The organism is Methylobacterium soli (genome assembly GCF_008806385.1).
Classification (GTDB): Bacteria; Pseudomonadota; Alphaproteobacteria; order Rhizobiales; family Beijerinckiaceae; genus Methylobacterium; species Methylobacterium soli.
Map to the genome: position 1 here is coordinate 93,039 of NZ_VZZK01000014.1, position 13,647 is coordinate 106,685.

Here is a 13,647-nt window from a genome sequence, read left to right on the forward strand (position 1 = left end):
CGTGCTTGGATCGGCCTCATGCCCCGCGTTACGGCCATCCACTATGCCGCCGCCTGATCGCGCTGGGCGATCCGTTGCGCGATCCAAGCCTGAACCTCATGCTCAGGCCACGCTACCGGTGAGTTCGGGCTGTCTCCGAGGCGAACCTGCTTCGGGAAGCTTCCCTCGGCGATCAAGTTGTAGAGGTGAGCGCGTTTGAGCCCAACCAGGCTCTCGACCGCGGCGAGGCGTAGGAGGCGGGTAGGCGCAATGGTCTGCTGCATGTGGTCTCCAGAGCTTTGTCTAATGCTCCAGAGTGTACCCTGCCGTTGGTTTGGTACGCACGTCGTGCTCGATGTCCCGGCGCTTCTCCGTGTGCCACCGATCGCCTTGCAACCACCAGCGAGTGCCTGATCTTTACCGCGTCACCCGGAACAGATTTCTGCCATCCTCGGAGGGCCGAATTTAGCGGTACCCGGCGGGCAGAGTCAGCACGTCGCACGCCGATGCGGTGGATCGAGTGCGCGCTTGGCGTCGACCTGAACCGTGGTGTCGCGTACAGGCGAGGAACCGGCTTCTCGGAAGCGTGCGAGCCGGCAGGGGGGACCAGAGGGGGGGGCCGGAAGCCCCGAAAAAGAAAAAGCCCTGAATTCTCAGGGCCTTGAACGGGTAGTTGGCGGAGACGGAGGGATTCGAACCCTCGAAGCCCGTTTCCGGGCTTGCTCATTTAGCAAACGAGTGCCTTCAGCCGCTCGGCCACGTCTCCACGTCCCTGGCTCTAGAATTTCGCGTTGGGCGGGTCAACCCGCTTCCCTTCGGGGGAGCCGGGGATTTCGCGGGCCGGCGGGAGGGCCTTGCGGCGCTCGTAGTGCTTGGCCACGCGCAGGTGGCGCGAGATGGCGTAGTTCATCGCCGTGAGGAAACCGTAGACGCCGCGCACGAAGTGGCGGCGGCCGAGATAGGCCTTGAGGAAATTGCCCGGCAGCTCGACGAAGACGCGCCAGCTCGGGATCGCGATGCCGCGCGCCGCGAGGTCGTCCGCCTGCCGGTCGGAATAGCGGTTGAGCTTGTCGAGCTGATCCCCGAGGGAGCGCACCGAGAAATGGTGGATCACGCCCTTGAGGCGGCCGGGTTCGAGGCCGGGGCGCAGCTCGACCCGGTCGTGGACGGGGGAGGGCGAGTAGCGGCCGCAATCGCGCCGGTAGAGGCGCACCGGGGTCAGGGTGTAGGCCCAGGGATGCGGGCGGCGCTCGCCCGGAAAGATCTCCGCGATGCCGATGCGCCAGGCGGGCCGCTCCGGCTCGCCCGCGGCGAACAGGGCGCGGATCGCCGCCGCGAGGTCGGCCGGCACCACCTCGTCGGCATCGACGTTGAGGAGCCAGTCGTGGCGGCACTGGTCCTCGGCGAAGCGCTTCTGCAGGCCGTAGCCCGGCCAGTCGTGGTGGATCACCCGGGCGCCGAGCGCCTCGGCGACGGCTTGCGTGCCGTCGGTCGAGCCGGAATCCACCACCACGAGGTCGTCCGTCAGCCCGCGGATTGCCCGGATCGTGGCGCCGATCCGGTCCGCCTCGTTCCGGGCGATGATGAAGACGGAGAGCGGCAGTGGGGGCATCGTCAAGGGGGCGAAGGGCGCGAGGGGGAGCGCCCGCTCTACAGGCGCCCCGCCCGGCGAACAAGCGCGGGCCGGGCGCTACCCGCCCCGCGGGATTCTCGCGCGCGGCTGGCTCACGGGGCGGCGGCGGCCTCGGCGAGGCGCTTGCGCTGCACCTTGCCGTTCGGCGTCCGCGGCAGGCTTGCCAGGAAGCGGATCTCGCGCGGGCACTTGTAGGCGGCAAGCCGCGCGCGGCACCAGGCGAGCAGTGCGGTCGCGTCGGCCTCGGCGTCCAGCTTCAGCACCACGAACGCGCAGACGACCCGGACATCGGCCCGCACCGCGAGCTCGGCCACCCCGACCTCGGCGACGTCCGGATGCGCCGCCAGCACGCCCTCCACCTCGTTGGGCGAGACCCGGTAGCCCATGGCGTTCATCAGGTCGTCGTTGCGTCCCTCGAACCAGAGATAGCCCTCCGCATCGAGGCGCGCGAGGTCGCCCCCGGCGAACCATTCGCCCCGCATCACCGCCGCCTCCTCGTCCGGCCGGTTCCAGTAGCCGAGCATCAGGCCGGGCTCGGAGCGGTGGATGGCCAGGAGCCCGGTCTCGCCCGGCGGCAGGGGCTCCGGCTCGCCCGACACGGGCAAATCCGTGGCGGGCAGAATCGCGACCCGCCGCCCCGGCTGCGGCTTGCCGGGGGAGCCCGGCCGCACCGGAACGGTCGGGCCGCTGGAGACGTAGGTGGAGATCTCGCTCATGCCGAGCGCCTCGTAGAGGGGCTTGCCGGTGGCGGCCGTCCAGGCCTTCAGGAGATCGACCGGCAGAGCCTCGCCGGCGGTGGCTCCGTGGCGCAGGCTCGAGAGGTCGTGGGCGGCGAGGTCGGCGTATTTCAGGATCTGCCGGTAGAGGCTCGGCACGGCGGCAAACAGGGTCGCGCGGTAGGCCGCGATCAGCCGGGGCCAGACGGCGGGGTCGCGCGGGCCGTCATACAGGACCGTGCCGGCCCCGACCGCCCAGGGGTCGGTGATGCCGACCCCGAGGGTGTAGGTCCAGTTCATGGTGCCGGCATGCAGCATCACGTCGCTCTCGCGCAGGCCGAGCCAGTGGGCATGCATCGGCCGGCGCCCGTAGATCGCCCGGTGGGCGTGCAGCACGCCCTTCGGCCGGCTGGTGGTGCCGGAGGTGTAGACGAGGGTGGCGGGGTCGTCGGCCCCGGTCTCGGCGTAATCGTCGAGCGGGGGCCCCGCCTTCATGGCGGCGATCTCGGCCGGCCCGAGCCGAAGGCACCCGCCGAGGCTGTCCGGGTCGGTCGGGCAATCGGCGCCCGCGACCACGATGGCCGCGCCGGAATTCTCCATCAGGAACCCGGCTTCCGCGGGGGTCAGCTGCGGCGAGGAGGGCAGGGCCACGAGCCCGGCCGCGAGGGCGCCGAAATAGACCAGGACGTAATCCGCCTCGTTGCCCATGCGGATCATCACCCGCGCGCCGGGCTCCAATCCCAGCCCGAGGAGCCCGGCCGCGATGCCCCGCACGGCCCGGTCGACCGCGCCGAAGCTCAAGGTGGCGCGCGGCCCGGCCTCGCCCGCCAGGATCAGGGCGGTCTTGTCGGCGCGCAGGCGCGCGTTCTCGGCCAGGCAATAGCGGGCCGCGTTGAAGCGGGCAGGGGGCTGGCGGTCGTCGGACAAGGCGGGCCTGTTCTTCACGCTTCCGGGCCCCCGGTCTTTCCCGGCGCGCCGCCCCGCGTCAACCGCGGCCGGGCCCGGTGCCGCCCCGAGGCCGCGGGGCGGGCGTCAGGCCGGGCGGTAGGCGCTGCCGTCCTGCGGGGCGGCGGGCTCGGCGACGTAGCGGCCCGAGCGCGGGATCGCGACCGCGTCGAAATCGCGCGCGAGGGTGTCGAGGGCACGGCGCATCTCGGGGCCCTGCAGGGGGCGGCCATGCCCGGTGACGACGCGGTCCGGCTGCAGGGCCGCCAGGGCCTCGACGGAGCGGCGGGCATCGTCCCAGGCGGTGGTGAGGTACATCGGCGGGCCGTGGAGCTCGGGCTCCTGGGTCAGGGCGGCGTAGGCGGATTCCTGCGCGGTCGTCACGAAGGCGTCGCCCGCCACCAGGGTGCGGTCGGATTCGCGCCAGAACGAGACATGGCCCGGCGCGTGGCCCGGCGTGTGGATCCAGCGCCAGCCGGGCAGGGTCGGCACCGTCCCGTCCTGCGGCAGGGGGGCGAGCCGGTCCGCCACGTCGACAGGCTTCGTCGGGAACAGGGGCGACAGGCGCGCCAGGAGGCCGCCGCCGACGCCCGGATCGGGCGCCGGATAGGCGGCGGTGCCGTTCAGGTAGGGGTGCTCCAGGGGATGGGCGAAGACCGGCGCGTCCCAATCCGCGGCCAGATCCTCCAGCACGCCCACATGGTCGAAATGCCCGTGCGTGAGCAGGATCGCGGAGGGCCGCGCCCCAGGCCCGAACCGCCCCTCGGCCGCCTCCACGATCGCGCCCCGGGAGGCCGGCAGGCCCGCATCGACCAGCACCCAGCCGCGGTCCCCGGCCCCGGCCGGGCCGAGGAAGACCACGTTGACGAAGACGATGCGCCGATAGGCGATGTCGGGGCCGATGATCCGCAGGCCGCCGGCGCTCTCCTCGCCCTTCATCACGGCCGCCGGATCGACGGGAATCTGCTGTGCCACGGCCGGATGCTCCTGATGAGGTCGCGCGACGGCGCCGCGACGCGCGACGCCGGATGGTCCGGACAGGCAAGGGCCATCCGCGAAGGTCGTGCGGTCTCAAGAGAAAGTCGGCTCGAAACCCGCATGTTCCCGGGACGGGCGGCGCGGAAACGCTGGCGGGCCGCGCTTCATCTTCGGAATGTCTTGATGCCCGCAAGATGAGGCGGCGGGGCAACGGCCGGCGGCGCCACGACGCTCGTCTGGCGCGCCTCAGGGCGGGGCGTGCCCGGAATCGAGGGCGATCTCCGGGCTCAACGGGATGGCGATGTGGCAGGAAAAGCCCGCGGGCTCGAAGCCGAGGCGCGTGCGGGCCTTCAACTCGTAGCCGAGGGTCCGCTCGAGGAGGGCGAGCCCGAAGCCCTTGCGGGTCGGCGGCCTGACCCGCCGGCCGCCCTGCTCGGACCAGTCGAGGACGAGGTGCGGCCCCGCCTCGGTCGGCTCGACGCGCCAGTACACCGCGAGGCGTCCGCGCTCGCCGGACAGGACCCCGTGCTCCAGCGCATTGGTGGCGAGTTCGTGGATGGCGAGGCCGAGGGTCTCGGCCGCCCCCGCGGTGAGGCGGATGGCGGGGCCGCCGATGCGGGCGCGGCTGCCCTCCCGGATCTGATTGGCCAGGAGCTCGTCCGCCACCAAACCTTCGAGGTCGATGCCGCCGCTCGGGTCCCGCACCACGACGCTCTGCACCCGCGCGAAGGCGTTGAGGCGCCCGTCGAGATGCGACGCGAAATCCTCGACGCTGCGGCTCGTCTCCGCCGTGCGGCGCGCCACCGAGCGCACCACCGCGAGGCTGTTGCGGACCCGGTGCTGCAATTCGGCCAGCACGATCTTCAGGCGCGCCTCGTTGGCGCGCAGGTCCTGCTCGGCCGTCCGGCGCGCGGTGATGTCGAGGGAGGCGCCGCGCAGGTGCAGGGCACCGGCCGCGCCGTCGCGCAGCGCGCCCCCCCGGGCATGGACCCAGCGCACCGCTCCGTCGGCGCCGACGATGCGGAATTCCTCATCGAACGGCGCCCCGGTCTCGCCGACGGCGTCGATGGCGGCGGCCAGCCCGGCCCGGTCCTCCGGCCGGACGCGGTCGAGGCAGGCCGCGAGCGGGAGGTCCGGGAGGCTCCGGTCGAGGCCGAGGAGCGCGGCGGCCCGGGGCGAGAGCCGGCAGGTCCCGGCTGTCAGGTCGCAATCCCAGGTGCCGATCAGCCCCGCCTCGGCGGCGACGCGGTGGAAGGCCTCGCTCTGCCGCAGGACCGCCGCCGTGGCGCGCTCCGCCTCCACGTCGATGGCCGCCCCGAACCATTGCCGGATCCGCCCCGCCGCGTCGCGGCTCGGCTCGGCGCGCAGCCGGAACCAGCGGAAGCCGCCGTCGCGGCCGCGCAGGCGCTGCTCGTGCTCGAAGGCCGCCCCGAGGGCGAGCGCCGCCCGAAAGCGCGCGAGGCTCTCCGGGCGGTCGTCGGGGTGGAAGGCCTCGATCCAGCCCTCACCGAGCGCCGCCGCGAGGCTCTGGCCGGTCTGGTCGAGCCAGCGCCGGTTGCACCAGGTGACGCGGCCGCCCGGATCGTTGCTCCAGAGGAGGGCGGGTGCGAGGTCCGCCGCCGCGCGCAGGCGCGCCCGGCTGCGCCGCCGCTCGGCCTTCGCGGCGTCGAGCGTCCAGGCGGCGGCGGCACCCGGAAGCAGCGGGACCGGGGCGAGGACGCCCGCCACCCGCCCGTCCGGGCCGCGGATCGGGAAGCCCGCCTCCGGGCCCTGCGGCGCGCCGGCCTCGCGGGCCCGCAAGGCGGGGGCGAATCTCGACCAGACCTCCGGCAGGCCGCGCGCGGCCGGCTCCCCGAAGGTCCCGGGATGCCGGTCGCCGATCACCCCGAGGCAGGCATCGTTGTAGAGGGCGATGCCGGTGCGGCCCCAGAGCAGGATGGCCGGCTGGGCGCCGCCGAGCAGCATGTCGACGGCGAGCCGCAGGTGGTTCGGCCAATCCCGCAGCGGCCCCAGCGCGGTTCCCGACCAGTCCCGCCCGCGCAGCAAGCGGCCCGTCTCGCCGCCCTCGTCGGGCCAGGCCGGGACCGAATACGGTGCCGAATCCGGCGCCGCAGGTATCGCGGGCTCCGTTCTCACCCTGCCAAAACACTTGGCGTTGCGGTCATGGTACAAATCCGGACGCGATCGATGGTTTCCTCGATCCACGGCGCCGAGAACTCAGATCGAACGAAAATGATCCACCGCGCGACAATCTACAACTGTGGCGCGATGCGCATCACCGTGGGTCAGCCGGAACGATGATTTCGGGGCGCCCGGCCGGACAAGGCCGCGGGCGCCGCCGGCGGAGGCCGGTTCCTCACGCCCTGCCCGGGCATCGCGGGCCGGTTCGCACCGACATCCCGGCGCGGCGGCGCCGCCCGGCCTCAGGCCTCGAAGCCCCAGCGGTCGCCGCCCAGCGCCGAGAGGGTCAGGTGATCGGTCCCGATCTCGGCGGCGGTGTAGCCGAGGAGCCCGGCGAGCTGGTCGCGGGCGCGCCAGACCCGGCTCTTCACCGTGCCGATGCAGCAATTCATCACCGAGGCCGCCTCCTCGTAGGTCATGTCCTCGATGGTGACGAGGATCAGGGCCTCGCGCATCGGGGCGGGCAGGCGGGCGAGGGCGGATTGGACGTCCTGGAGGTCGAGATGGCCGCCCTGCGACGGCACGGTGGCGAGGCGGCGGGCGTGGTCGCCCTCGCTGTCGGCGACCTCGCGGGCGTAGCGGCGGTGCTCGCTGTAGAGCGCGTTGCGCATGATGGTGAACAGCCAGGCGCCCAGATTGGTGCCGGGCTGGAAGCGCGACCGGCTGCGCCAGGCGCGCAGCAGCGTGTCCTGGACGAGGTCGTCGGCGGCGGTTGGGTTGCGGGTCAGCGAGACCGCGAAACTCTGCAGGCTCGGCAGCGCCTGGAGCAGTCCCTCCCGGAATTCCCGCGCGTCGCGGTCGTCCTGGGCCGCGAGCGCCCCGTCGAGGCGGGCGATCAGCTCGGCGAACCGGTCGGGCGGGGCGGGCTCGCGGAGCGCCGCGTAGGCGGCCTTCAGCTGCTCGCCGAGATGGGCGCGGATCAGCGCGGGCAGGATCGGGACCGACTCGGGCAGGGTGGTGTCGATACGATGAGCCTTGGTCTGAGACATCGTTCCCCGATCGGCTGGCGCTGAACGCTTTGGCCGGCCGAGCCCCGGCGGGCGGGCCTGGCCGGCCGCTGTTCTCGCAAGGCTCCGCCGGACGCGCCTCCACATAGGTTACGTTCCCGGGCCGGTCGGGGCCGGAGCCGCTTGCGCAGCCGTGATTCGAGACAGGTGCGCCGCCGCACTCGACGCCGGCCCTCGCGCGACACAGGTGTGGGGAACCTTCCCGACAGCCCCGGCCCGCGGGCCGCCTCACCGGAGCCGGCGCCGCGCCGCGCCCGGTGCCCTGTCGGGTCCAGCGCCATTCCGGGGTCTGCGCCGCGTCCGCATCGCGCCGGCCCCCTCTCTCATCCGGAGACATCGATGCCCGTCAGCATCCCGACCCTGACCTTGAACGACGGCCGCCCGATGCCGCAGCTCGGCTTCGGCGTGTACCAGCTCGACGTGAGCCAGACCCCCGACATCGTCGGGCGCGCCATCGCGGCCGGCTACCGTTCGATCGACACCGCCGCGATCTACGGCAACGAGGCCGGAATCGGCCGGGCCATCCGCGAGGCCGCGGTGGGGCGCGACGACCTGTACATCACCACCAAGCTCTGGAACGACGACCAGGGCCTCGACGCCACGCGCCGCGCCTTCGACGCGAGCCTGAAACGCCTCGGCCTCGACCGGGTCGATCTCTACCTGATCCACTGGCCCTGCCCGGAGAAGGGCCTGTTCGTCGAGACCTGGAAGGAGCTCATCCGCTTCCGCGAGGAGGGGCGCGCGACCTCGATCGGCGTCTCGAACTTCACCCCCGCCCACCTGCAGCGCCTCATCAGCGAGACCGGCATCGTGCCGGTGGTCAACCAGATCGAGCTACACCCGCATTTCCAGCAGCCCGCCTTGCGCGAGGCCCATGCCCGCCACGGCATCGTCACCGAATCCTGGAGCCCGCTCGGCCGGGGCCCGGTGCTCGCCGACCCGGTGCTCGCCGGGATCGCCCGGGCGCATGACCGCAGCCCGGCCCAGGTGGCCCTGCGCTGGCACATCCAGAACGGCTTCGTGGCAATCCCCAAAACCGCCACGCCCGCCCGCATCGCCGAGAACGCCGCCCTGTTCGATTTCACGCTCAGCGACACCGAGATGGCGCAGATCGCGCGCCTCGACCGCCCGGACGGCCGCACCGGCCCGGACCCCGAGACCTTCGGCTGAAGCGAGGGGTCTCGCGCCGCTCAGGTTCGACCCCCGCCGCCCATTCCGGGCTCGCCTCCAGCACCCTGCAACCACGGGCTGAAGCGGACCGCGCCGCACCTCTCCCGAACGGGAGAGGGGGCCCGTCGCGTTATCAGGGCTGGTTCAGAAACCCGCCGCGCATCCCGAACGACGTTTTGAGCGGACGTCCAAGCGCCTCACCTCTCCCGTCCGGGAGAGGTCGAGTCGGCGCGAGCCGACCGGGTGAGGGGAATGCGCTCTCCGGAGAGGCCGCATCCTTCCCGAAAAACCCCATCTCCTCGAATCGTGTTCGCGAGCCTCCCGGCGAGCCGTGCCAGATTGACGATGACGAATCGGCAGGGTCCCGGATGAGTGAAAGCAGCGGGCGGGCGCGGGCCCTGCGTCGGAGCCAGACCGCCACCGAGGCGCTGCTCTGGCGCGCGTTGCGCAACCGCGGCCTCAACGGATTCAAGTTTCGCCGGCAATGGCCGATCGACCGGTTCGTGGCGGATTTCGCCTGCCTGGCGGCGGGCCTCGTCGTCGAGGTTGACGGCGCGACGCACGGGACCATCGCGGAACAGGCGCGGGACACGGCCCGCAGCGCGGCTCTGGCCCGCTGCGGTTTCGAGGTTCTGCGTCTTGCCAATCACGACGTCATGCAAAACCTCGCGGGCGTGCGCGAGACGATCCTGGCCGCCATCGAGCGCCGAATCACCCTCTAGCGCCTCCTCTCCACCTCCAGCGAGTTCGGACTCGCGAGCGCAGAACGGCGGGGGCGACCTCTCCAGACAGCGCGCACCCCTCACCTTAACCCTCTCCCGGACGGGAGAGGGGGGCGCGTCGCGCTATCGGGGCTAATCCTGACCCGCTGCCACGCATGCCGGGCTCGCCTCCGGCGCCCCCGAACAACGGTGAAGCGCCACGGCCGGAGCGCCCCACCTCTCCCGTCCGGGAGAGGTCGAGTCGGCGCTAGCCGACCGGGTGAGGGATGCGACCTCTCCGGACATGTCGCATCCCTCACCCCAACCCTCTCCCGCACGGGAGAGGGGGCCGGTCGCGTTATCGGGGCTGGTTCCGGCAGCCGCCGTGCGTCCCGAGCGATTTCCGGCGCTTCGGAACGGCGGTGCGAAGCGAATGCCGGAGCGGCTCTCGAACCGCGCCTAACCTGCCGATCACATGTTGCGGCGCACCGAAACGTTGCGGCGCAAAATCGTTATGCTCAGTCTCAGCATATCTGGACAGACGGGTTCGGCGCGCCTAGTTTAGGCGGCGCAATGCTCAAACTGAGCATAATGGAGGACGCGATGGCGGCGACCAGTTCCCCGATCGCACAGGCCCGCATTCGACCCGTCTCGCAGCCCGCCGCCTTCGGGCACGCGATGCTGCTGCCCGAGCTCTATGCCCGGGTCAGCCGGCACATCCCGGCGATCGAGTGGCCGGCGCTCGCGCCCGATATCGAGGCGATCCTGCGGCTGAAGCGGGAGCGCAACGCCGTCATTCTGGCGCATAATTACCAGGCGCCCGAGATCTTCCACACCGTCGCGGACATCGTCGGCGACAGCCTCGCCCTCGCCCGGGAAGCCGTGACGGTCGATGCGGACGTGATCGTGCTCGCCGGCGTCCACTTCATGGCGGAGACGGCCAAGCTCCTCAACCCGGCCAAGACCGTGCTGATCCCGGACATGGGCGCGGGCTGCTCGCTCGCCGATTCGATCACCGCCGAGGACGTTCGCGGCCTGCGGGCCCGCTACCCGGGCGTGCCGATCGTGACCTACGTCAACACCTCGGCGGCCGTGAAGGCCGAGTCGGATCTCTGCTGCACCTCTGGCAATGCCGTGGAGGTGATCCGCTCCCTGAACGTGCCCCGGGTCCTGATGATCCCGGACGAGTTCCTGGCCCAGAACACCCAGGCGGCGCTCCCCGAGATCGAGATCCTGACCTGGGCCGGGCATTGCGAGGTGCATGAGCGCTTCACCCCGGCCGACATCCGCGAGGTGCGCGACAGCTACCCGGGCGTCACCGTGATCGCCCATCCCGAATGCCCGCCGGACGTGGTGGCCGCGTCCGATTTCTCGGGCTCCACCGCCATGATGATGAACTTCGTGACCGAGAAGCGCCCCGCGCAGGTCGTGCTCGTGACCGAGTGCTCGATGGGCGACAACATCGCGGCCGCCAATCCCGACATCGAGTTCATCAAGCCCTGCAACCTGTGCCCGCATATGAAGCGGATGAGCCTCGGCAATATCCGGCGCGCCCTCGAGACCATGACCCACGAGGTCACGGTGGCGCCCGAGCTCGCGGACCGCGCCCGGGCGGCCGTCGAGCGGATGCTCGCGGTCAAGCCGCGATGAACGCCCTCTCGCGCAACCCCGCCGACCGCGTCATCGTGGTCGGGGCCGGGGTGGCGGGGCTTGCCGTCGCGCTTCGCCTCGCGCCCCGCCCCGTCACCCTCGTCACCGCCCAGCCGCTCGGCCTCGGCACCGCCACGGGCTGGGCCCAGGGCGGCATCGCCGCCGCGATCGGCGCCGACGACGCGCCGGCACTCCACGCCGCCGACACGCAGGCCGCCGGCGCCGGCCTGACCGATCCCGGGGTCGCCGCCCGCGTCACGGCGGCGGGCCCCGGCCTGATCGACTGGCTCGTCGCCGCGGGAATCCTCTTCGACCGCGAGGCCGACGGCGCCCTGGCCCTCGGGCTCGAGGCCGCCCATGGCCGCCGCCGCATCGTGCGCGCGGGCGGCGACGCGACCGGTCGCCGGGTGCTGGACGGCCTCGTGCGGGCGGTCTCCCGCACGCCCTCGATCGAGATCGTCGTGGCCAGCGCGCGCGAATTGCTGCGCGACGCGCACGGGGCGGTCGCGGGCGTGGTCTGCGAGGCGGACGGGGCGCGCTTCCGCCTGACCGGACGCGCCGTGGTGCTGGCGACGGGGGGCGTCGGCGGCCTCTACGCCTCCACCACCAACCCGTCCGGCGCCACCGGCCTCGGCCTCGCGCTGGCGGCCCGGGCCGGCGCGACCCTGCGCGACCTCGAATTCGTGCAGTTCCACCCGACCGCGATCGCGGCCGGCGCCGACCCGATGCCGCTGGCCACCGAGGCCCTGCGCGGCGAGGGCGCGCGCCTGATCGACGGGCGCGGCGACCGGGTGATGGCGGGCATCGTCGGCGGCGACCTCGCGCCCCGGGACGTGGTGGCGCGGGCAATCTTCCAGACGCTGGCCCGGGGCGAGACCGTCTATCTCGATGCCCGCGGCGCGCTCGGCGCCCGCATGCCGACCCGCTTCCCCACGGTGGCAGCCCTCTGCGCCGGGGCCGGCATCGACCCCGCCATCGAGGCGATCCCGGTGCGTCCGGCGGCCCATTACCACATGGGCGGCGTGCTTGTGGACGCGCAGGGCGCCAGCACGGTGCCGGGCCTCTACGCCTGCGGCGAGGTCGCCTCGACGGGGCTGCACGGCGCGAACCGCCTCGCCAGCAACTCGCTCCTCGAAGCGCTCGCCTACGCGGCCTGGATCGCCGACGGCCTCGATGCGCCGGCCCCGGGGCCGATCCTGCCCGAGCGCGGCGGGCGCGCGGCCCCCGCCCGCGACCTCGCGCAGATCCGGGCGATCCTGGAGAGCCGGGTCGGCGTGGTGCGGGATGCCGCCGGCCTCGGCGAGGCCGTCGCGCGCCTCGCCCCGCTGGCGCGGACGGGCAGCGAGGCCGCGCTGACCGGGCTGATGATCGCGCAGGCGGCCCTCGACCGGCAGGAGAGCCGGGGCGCCCATTGGCGCGCCGACTTCCCCGCCGCCAAGCCGGCGCGCCACACCGAGACGACGCTCGCGGACCTGCTCGCCGCGACCGAGACCCGCGCGAGCGCCGAGGAGGCCCTGACGCCATGAGCGAGCCGCTGCTGCCCGATGCCCTGGCGCCGCTGCCGCGGCTCCTGGTCGAGCCGATCGTCCGGGCGGCCCTGATCGAGGATCTCGGCCGGGCGGGCGACATCACCACCGACGCCATCGTGCCGGCCTCCGCCCGCCTCGGCGGCGTCATCGCGGCGCGCCAGGCCGGCGTGATCGCCGGCACCGACGCCGCCCGGATCGCCTTCGCGCTGATCGACCCCGCCGTCGCGGTGGAGGTGGTGCGGGGCGACGGCGCCCCGGTCGCGCCCGGCGACGTGGTGATCCGCCTCTCGGGGCCCGCCCGCGCGATCCTGACGGCCGAGCGCGTCGCCCTCAACCTCCTGTGCCGGATGTCCGGGATCGCCACCGCCACCGCCTCCCTGGTCGAGGCGGCGCGCCCCCACGGCAAGGCCCGCATCGTCTGCACCCGCAAGACCACGCCGGGCCTGCGCTCCCTCGAGAAGCACGCGGTGCGGGCCGGCGGCGGCTCGAATCACCGCTTCGGCCTCGATGACGCGGTGCTGATCAAGGACAACCACGTGGCGGTGGCGGGCGGCATCATCCCGGCGATCGAGCGGGCCCGCGCCCGGACCGGGCACCTCGTGAAGATCGAGATCGAGGTCGACACCCTGGACCAGCTCGCGGAGGCCCTCTCGGTCGGCGCCGACGCGGTGCTCCTCGACAATATGAGCCCGGAGCAGTTGGCCCGGGCCGTCGCGATGATCGACGGCCGCGCCGTCAGCGAGGCCTCGGGCCGCATCACCCGCGACATCGTCGGGGCGGTCGCGGCCTCGGGCGTCGACCTGATCTCCTGCGGCTGGATCACCCACAGCGCCGCGATCATCGATCTCGGCCTCGACGCCGCCTGAGCCACGAAAAAGCGCGTCCTCGCAGGAGGACGCGCTTGGGAAGGTGACCCACGGTCTCAGGCGATGGGCTGGGTGGACCCTACCCCGCCGAGGCCCCGCGAGCACCTGGCGCCGCCGCCGATCCCTTGACGGATCGGCGCGGATGTTTTGCGGAACAAATCAGACTGCCTCGACGGGCCGGAATCCGCGGCTTCGTTCATGAAGTGTTCTATGCCGCCACGCCGGACGCGGCGGCCTTCATCCCAACATTACGGCAAAGCGGCCACAGTGTTGCCACCGTGTCACGGATGGG

At 72.9% G+C, this 13,647-nt stretch carries 11 protein-coding genes and 1 tRNA gene; 5 read left to right on the top strand and 7 right to left on the bottom strand.

Annotation, left to right across the window (positions count from 1 at the left end; all coding sequences use genetic code 11):
- Positions 1-41 precede the first annotated feature (41 nt).
- The 7 genes from F6X53_RS15070 to F6X53_RS15100 form a co-directional block, all read right to left on the bottom strand.
- A complete protein-coding gene (locus F6X53_RS15070; protein WP_151001023.1) occupies positions 42-263 on the bottom strand; it encodes a helix-turn-helix transcriptional regulator in 222 nt (73 codons plus the stop codon).
- 390 nt (positions 264-653) lie between these two features.
- Positions 654-745, bottom strand: a tRNA-Ser gene (locus tag F6X53_RS15075).
- A 12-nt stretch (positions 746-757) separates the two neighbouring features.
- A complete protein-coding gene (locus F6X53_RS15080) occupies positions 758-1,591 on the bottom strand; it encodes a glycosyltransferase family 2 protein (protein WP_151001071.1) in 834 nt (277 codons plus the stop codon).
- Between the two features lie 113 nt (positions 1,592-1,704).
- On the bottom strand, positions 1,705-3,255 hold the full coding sequence (locus F6X53_RS15085) for a class I adenylate-forming enzyme family protein (RefSeq protein ID WP_151001024.1): 1,551 nt from the start codon (positions 3,253-3,255) through the stop codon (positions 1,705-1,707).
- A gap of 105 nt (positions 3,256-3,360) precedes the next feature.
- On the bottom strand, positions 3,361-4,248 hold the full coding sequence (locus F6X53_RS15090) for an MBL fold metallo-hydrolase (RefSeq protein ID WP_373875916.1): 888 nt from the start codon (positions 4,246-4,248) through the stop codon (positions 3,361-3,363).
- Between the two features lie 249 nt (positions 4,249-4,497).
- Entirely contained in the window at positions 4,498-6,387 is a 1,890-nt protein-coding gene (locus F6X53_RS15095) for a sensor histidine kinase (RefSeq protein ID WP_151001025.1), read from the bottom strand.
- Positions 6,388-6,674: 287 nt separating this feature from the next.
- A complete protein-coding gene (locus F6X53_RS15100) occupies positions 6,675-7,421 on the bottom strand; it encodes a sigma-70 family RNA polymerase sigma factor (RefSeq protein WP_151001026.1) in 747 nt (248 codons plus the stop codon).
- A gap of 357 nt (positions 7,422-7,778) precedes the next feature.
- Here F6X53_RS15100 and F6X53_RS15105 point away from each other — a divergent pair, with 357 nt between their 5' ends.
- The 5 genes from F6X53_RS15105 (at position 7,779) to nadC (ending at position 13,355) form a co-directional block, all read left to right on the top strand.
- The gene (locus F6X53_RS15105; RefSeq protein ID WP_151001027.1) at positions 7,779-8,609 is read left to right on the top strand and encodes an aldo/keto reductase; all 831 of its coding nucleotides are present in this window, start codon (positions 7,779-7,781) and stop codon (positions 8,607-8,609) included.
- Positions 8,610-8,977: 368 nt separating this feature from the next.
- The gene (locus tag F6X53_RS15110; protein WP_151001028.1) at positions 8,978-9,331 is read left to right on the top strand and encodes an endonuclease domain-containing protein; all 354 of its coding nucleotides are present in this window, start codon (positions 8,978-8,980) and stop codon (positions 9,329-9,331) included.
- Positions 9,332-9,913: 582 nt separating this feature from the next.
- Entirely contained in the window at positions 9,914-10,960 is a 1,047-nt protein-coding gene (nadA, locus tag F6X53_RS15115) for a quinolinate synthase NadA (RefSeq protein WP_425324692.1), read from the top strand.
- The gene (locus F6X53_RS15120; RefSeq protein WP_151001029.1) at positions 10,957-12,486 is read left to right on the top strand and encodes an L-aspartate oxidase; all 1,530 of its coding nucleotides are present in this window, start codon (positions 10,957-10,959) and stop codon (positions 12,484-12,486) included. Before nadA ends, F6X53_RS15120 begins: the two co-directional genes overlap by 4 nt.
- Positions 12,483-13,355, top strand: coding sequence for a carboxylating nicotinate-nucleotide diphosphorylase (gene nadC / locus F6X53_RS15125; RefSeq protein ID WP_151001030.1), 873 nt, complete (start codon positions 12,483-12,485; stop codon positions 13,353-13,355). Before F6X53_RS15120 ends, nadC begins: the two co-directional genes overlap by 4 nt.
- Positions 13,356-13,647: the final 292 nt, after the last annotated feature.

Bases quoted from the DNA above. Each gene is read 5' to 3' on its own strand.
- F6X53_RS15100 (WP_151001026.1), bottom strand. From the start codon at position 7,421: ATGTCTCAGACCAAGGCTCATCGTATCGACACCACCCTGCCCGAGTCG.
- F6X53_RS15105 (WP_151001027.1), top strand. From the start codon at position 7,779: ATGCCCGTCAGCATCCCGACCCTGACCTTGAACGACGGCCGCCCGATG.
- F6X53_RS15120 (WP_151001029.1), top strand. From the start codon at position 10,957: ATGAACGCCCTCTCGCGCAACCCCGCCGACCGCGTCATCGTGGTCGGG.
- F6X53_RS15080 (WP_151001071.1), bottom strand. From the start codon at position 1,591: ATGCCCCCACTGCCGCTCTCCGTCTTCATCATCGCCCGGAACGAGGCG.
- F6X53_RS15110 (WP_151001028.1), top strand. From the start codon at position 8,978: ATGAGTGAAAGCAGCGGGCGGGCGCGGGCCCTGCGTCGGAGCCAGACC.
- nadA (WP_425324692.1), top strand. From the start codon at position 9,914: ATGGCGGCGACCAGTTCCCCGATCGCACAGGCCCGCATTCGACCCGTC.
- F6X53_RS15070 (WP_151001023.1), bottom strand. From the start codon at position 263: ATGCAGCAGACCATTGCGCCTACCCGCCTCCTACGCCTCGCCGCGGTC.
- nadC (WP_151001030.1), top strand. From the start codon at position 12,483: ATGAGCGAGCCGCTGCTGCCCGATGCCCTGGCGCCGCTGCCGCGGCTC.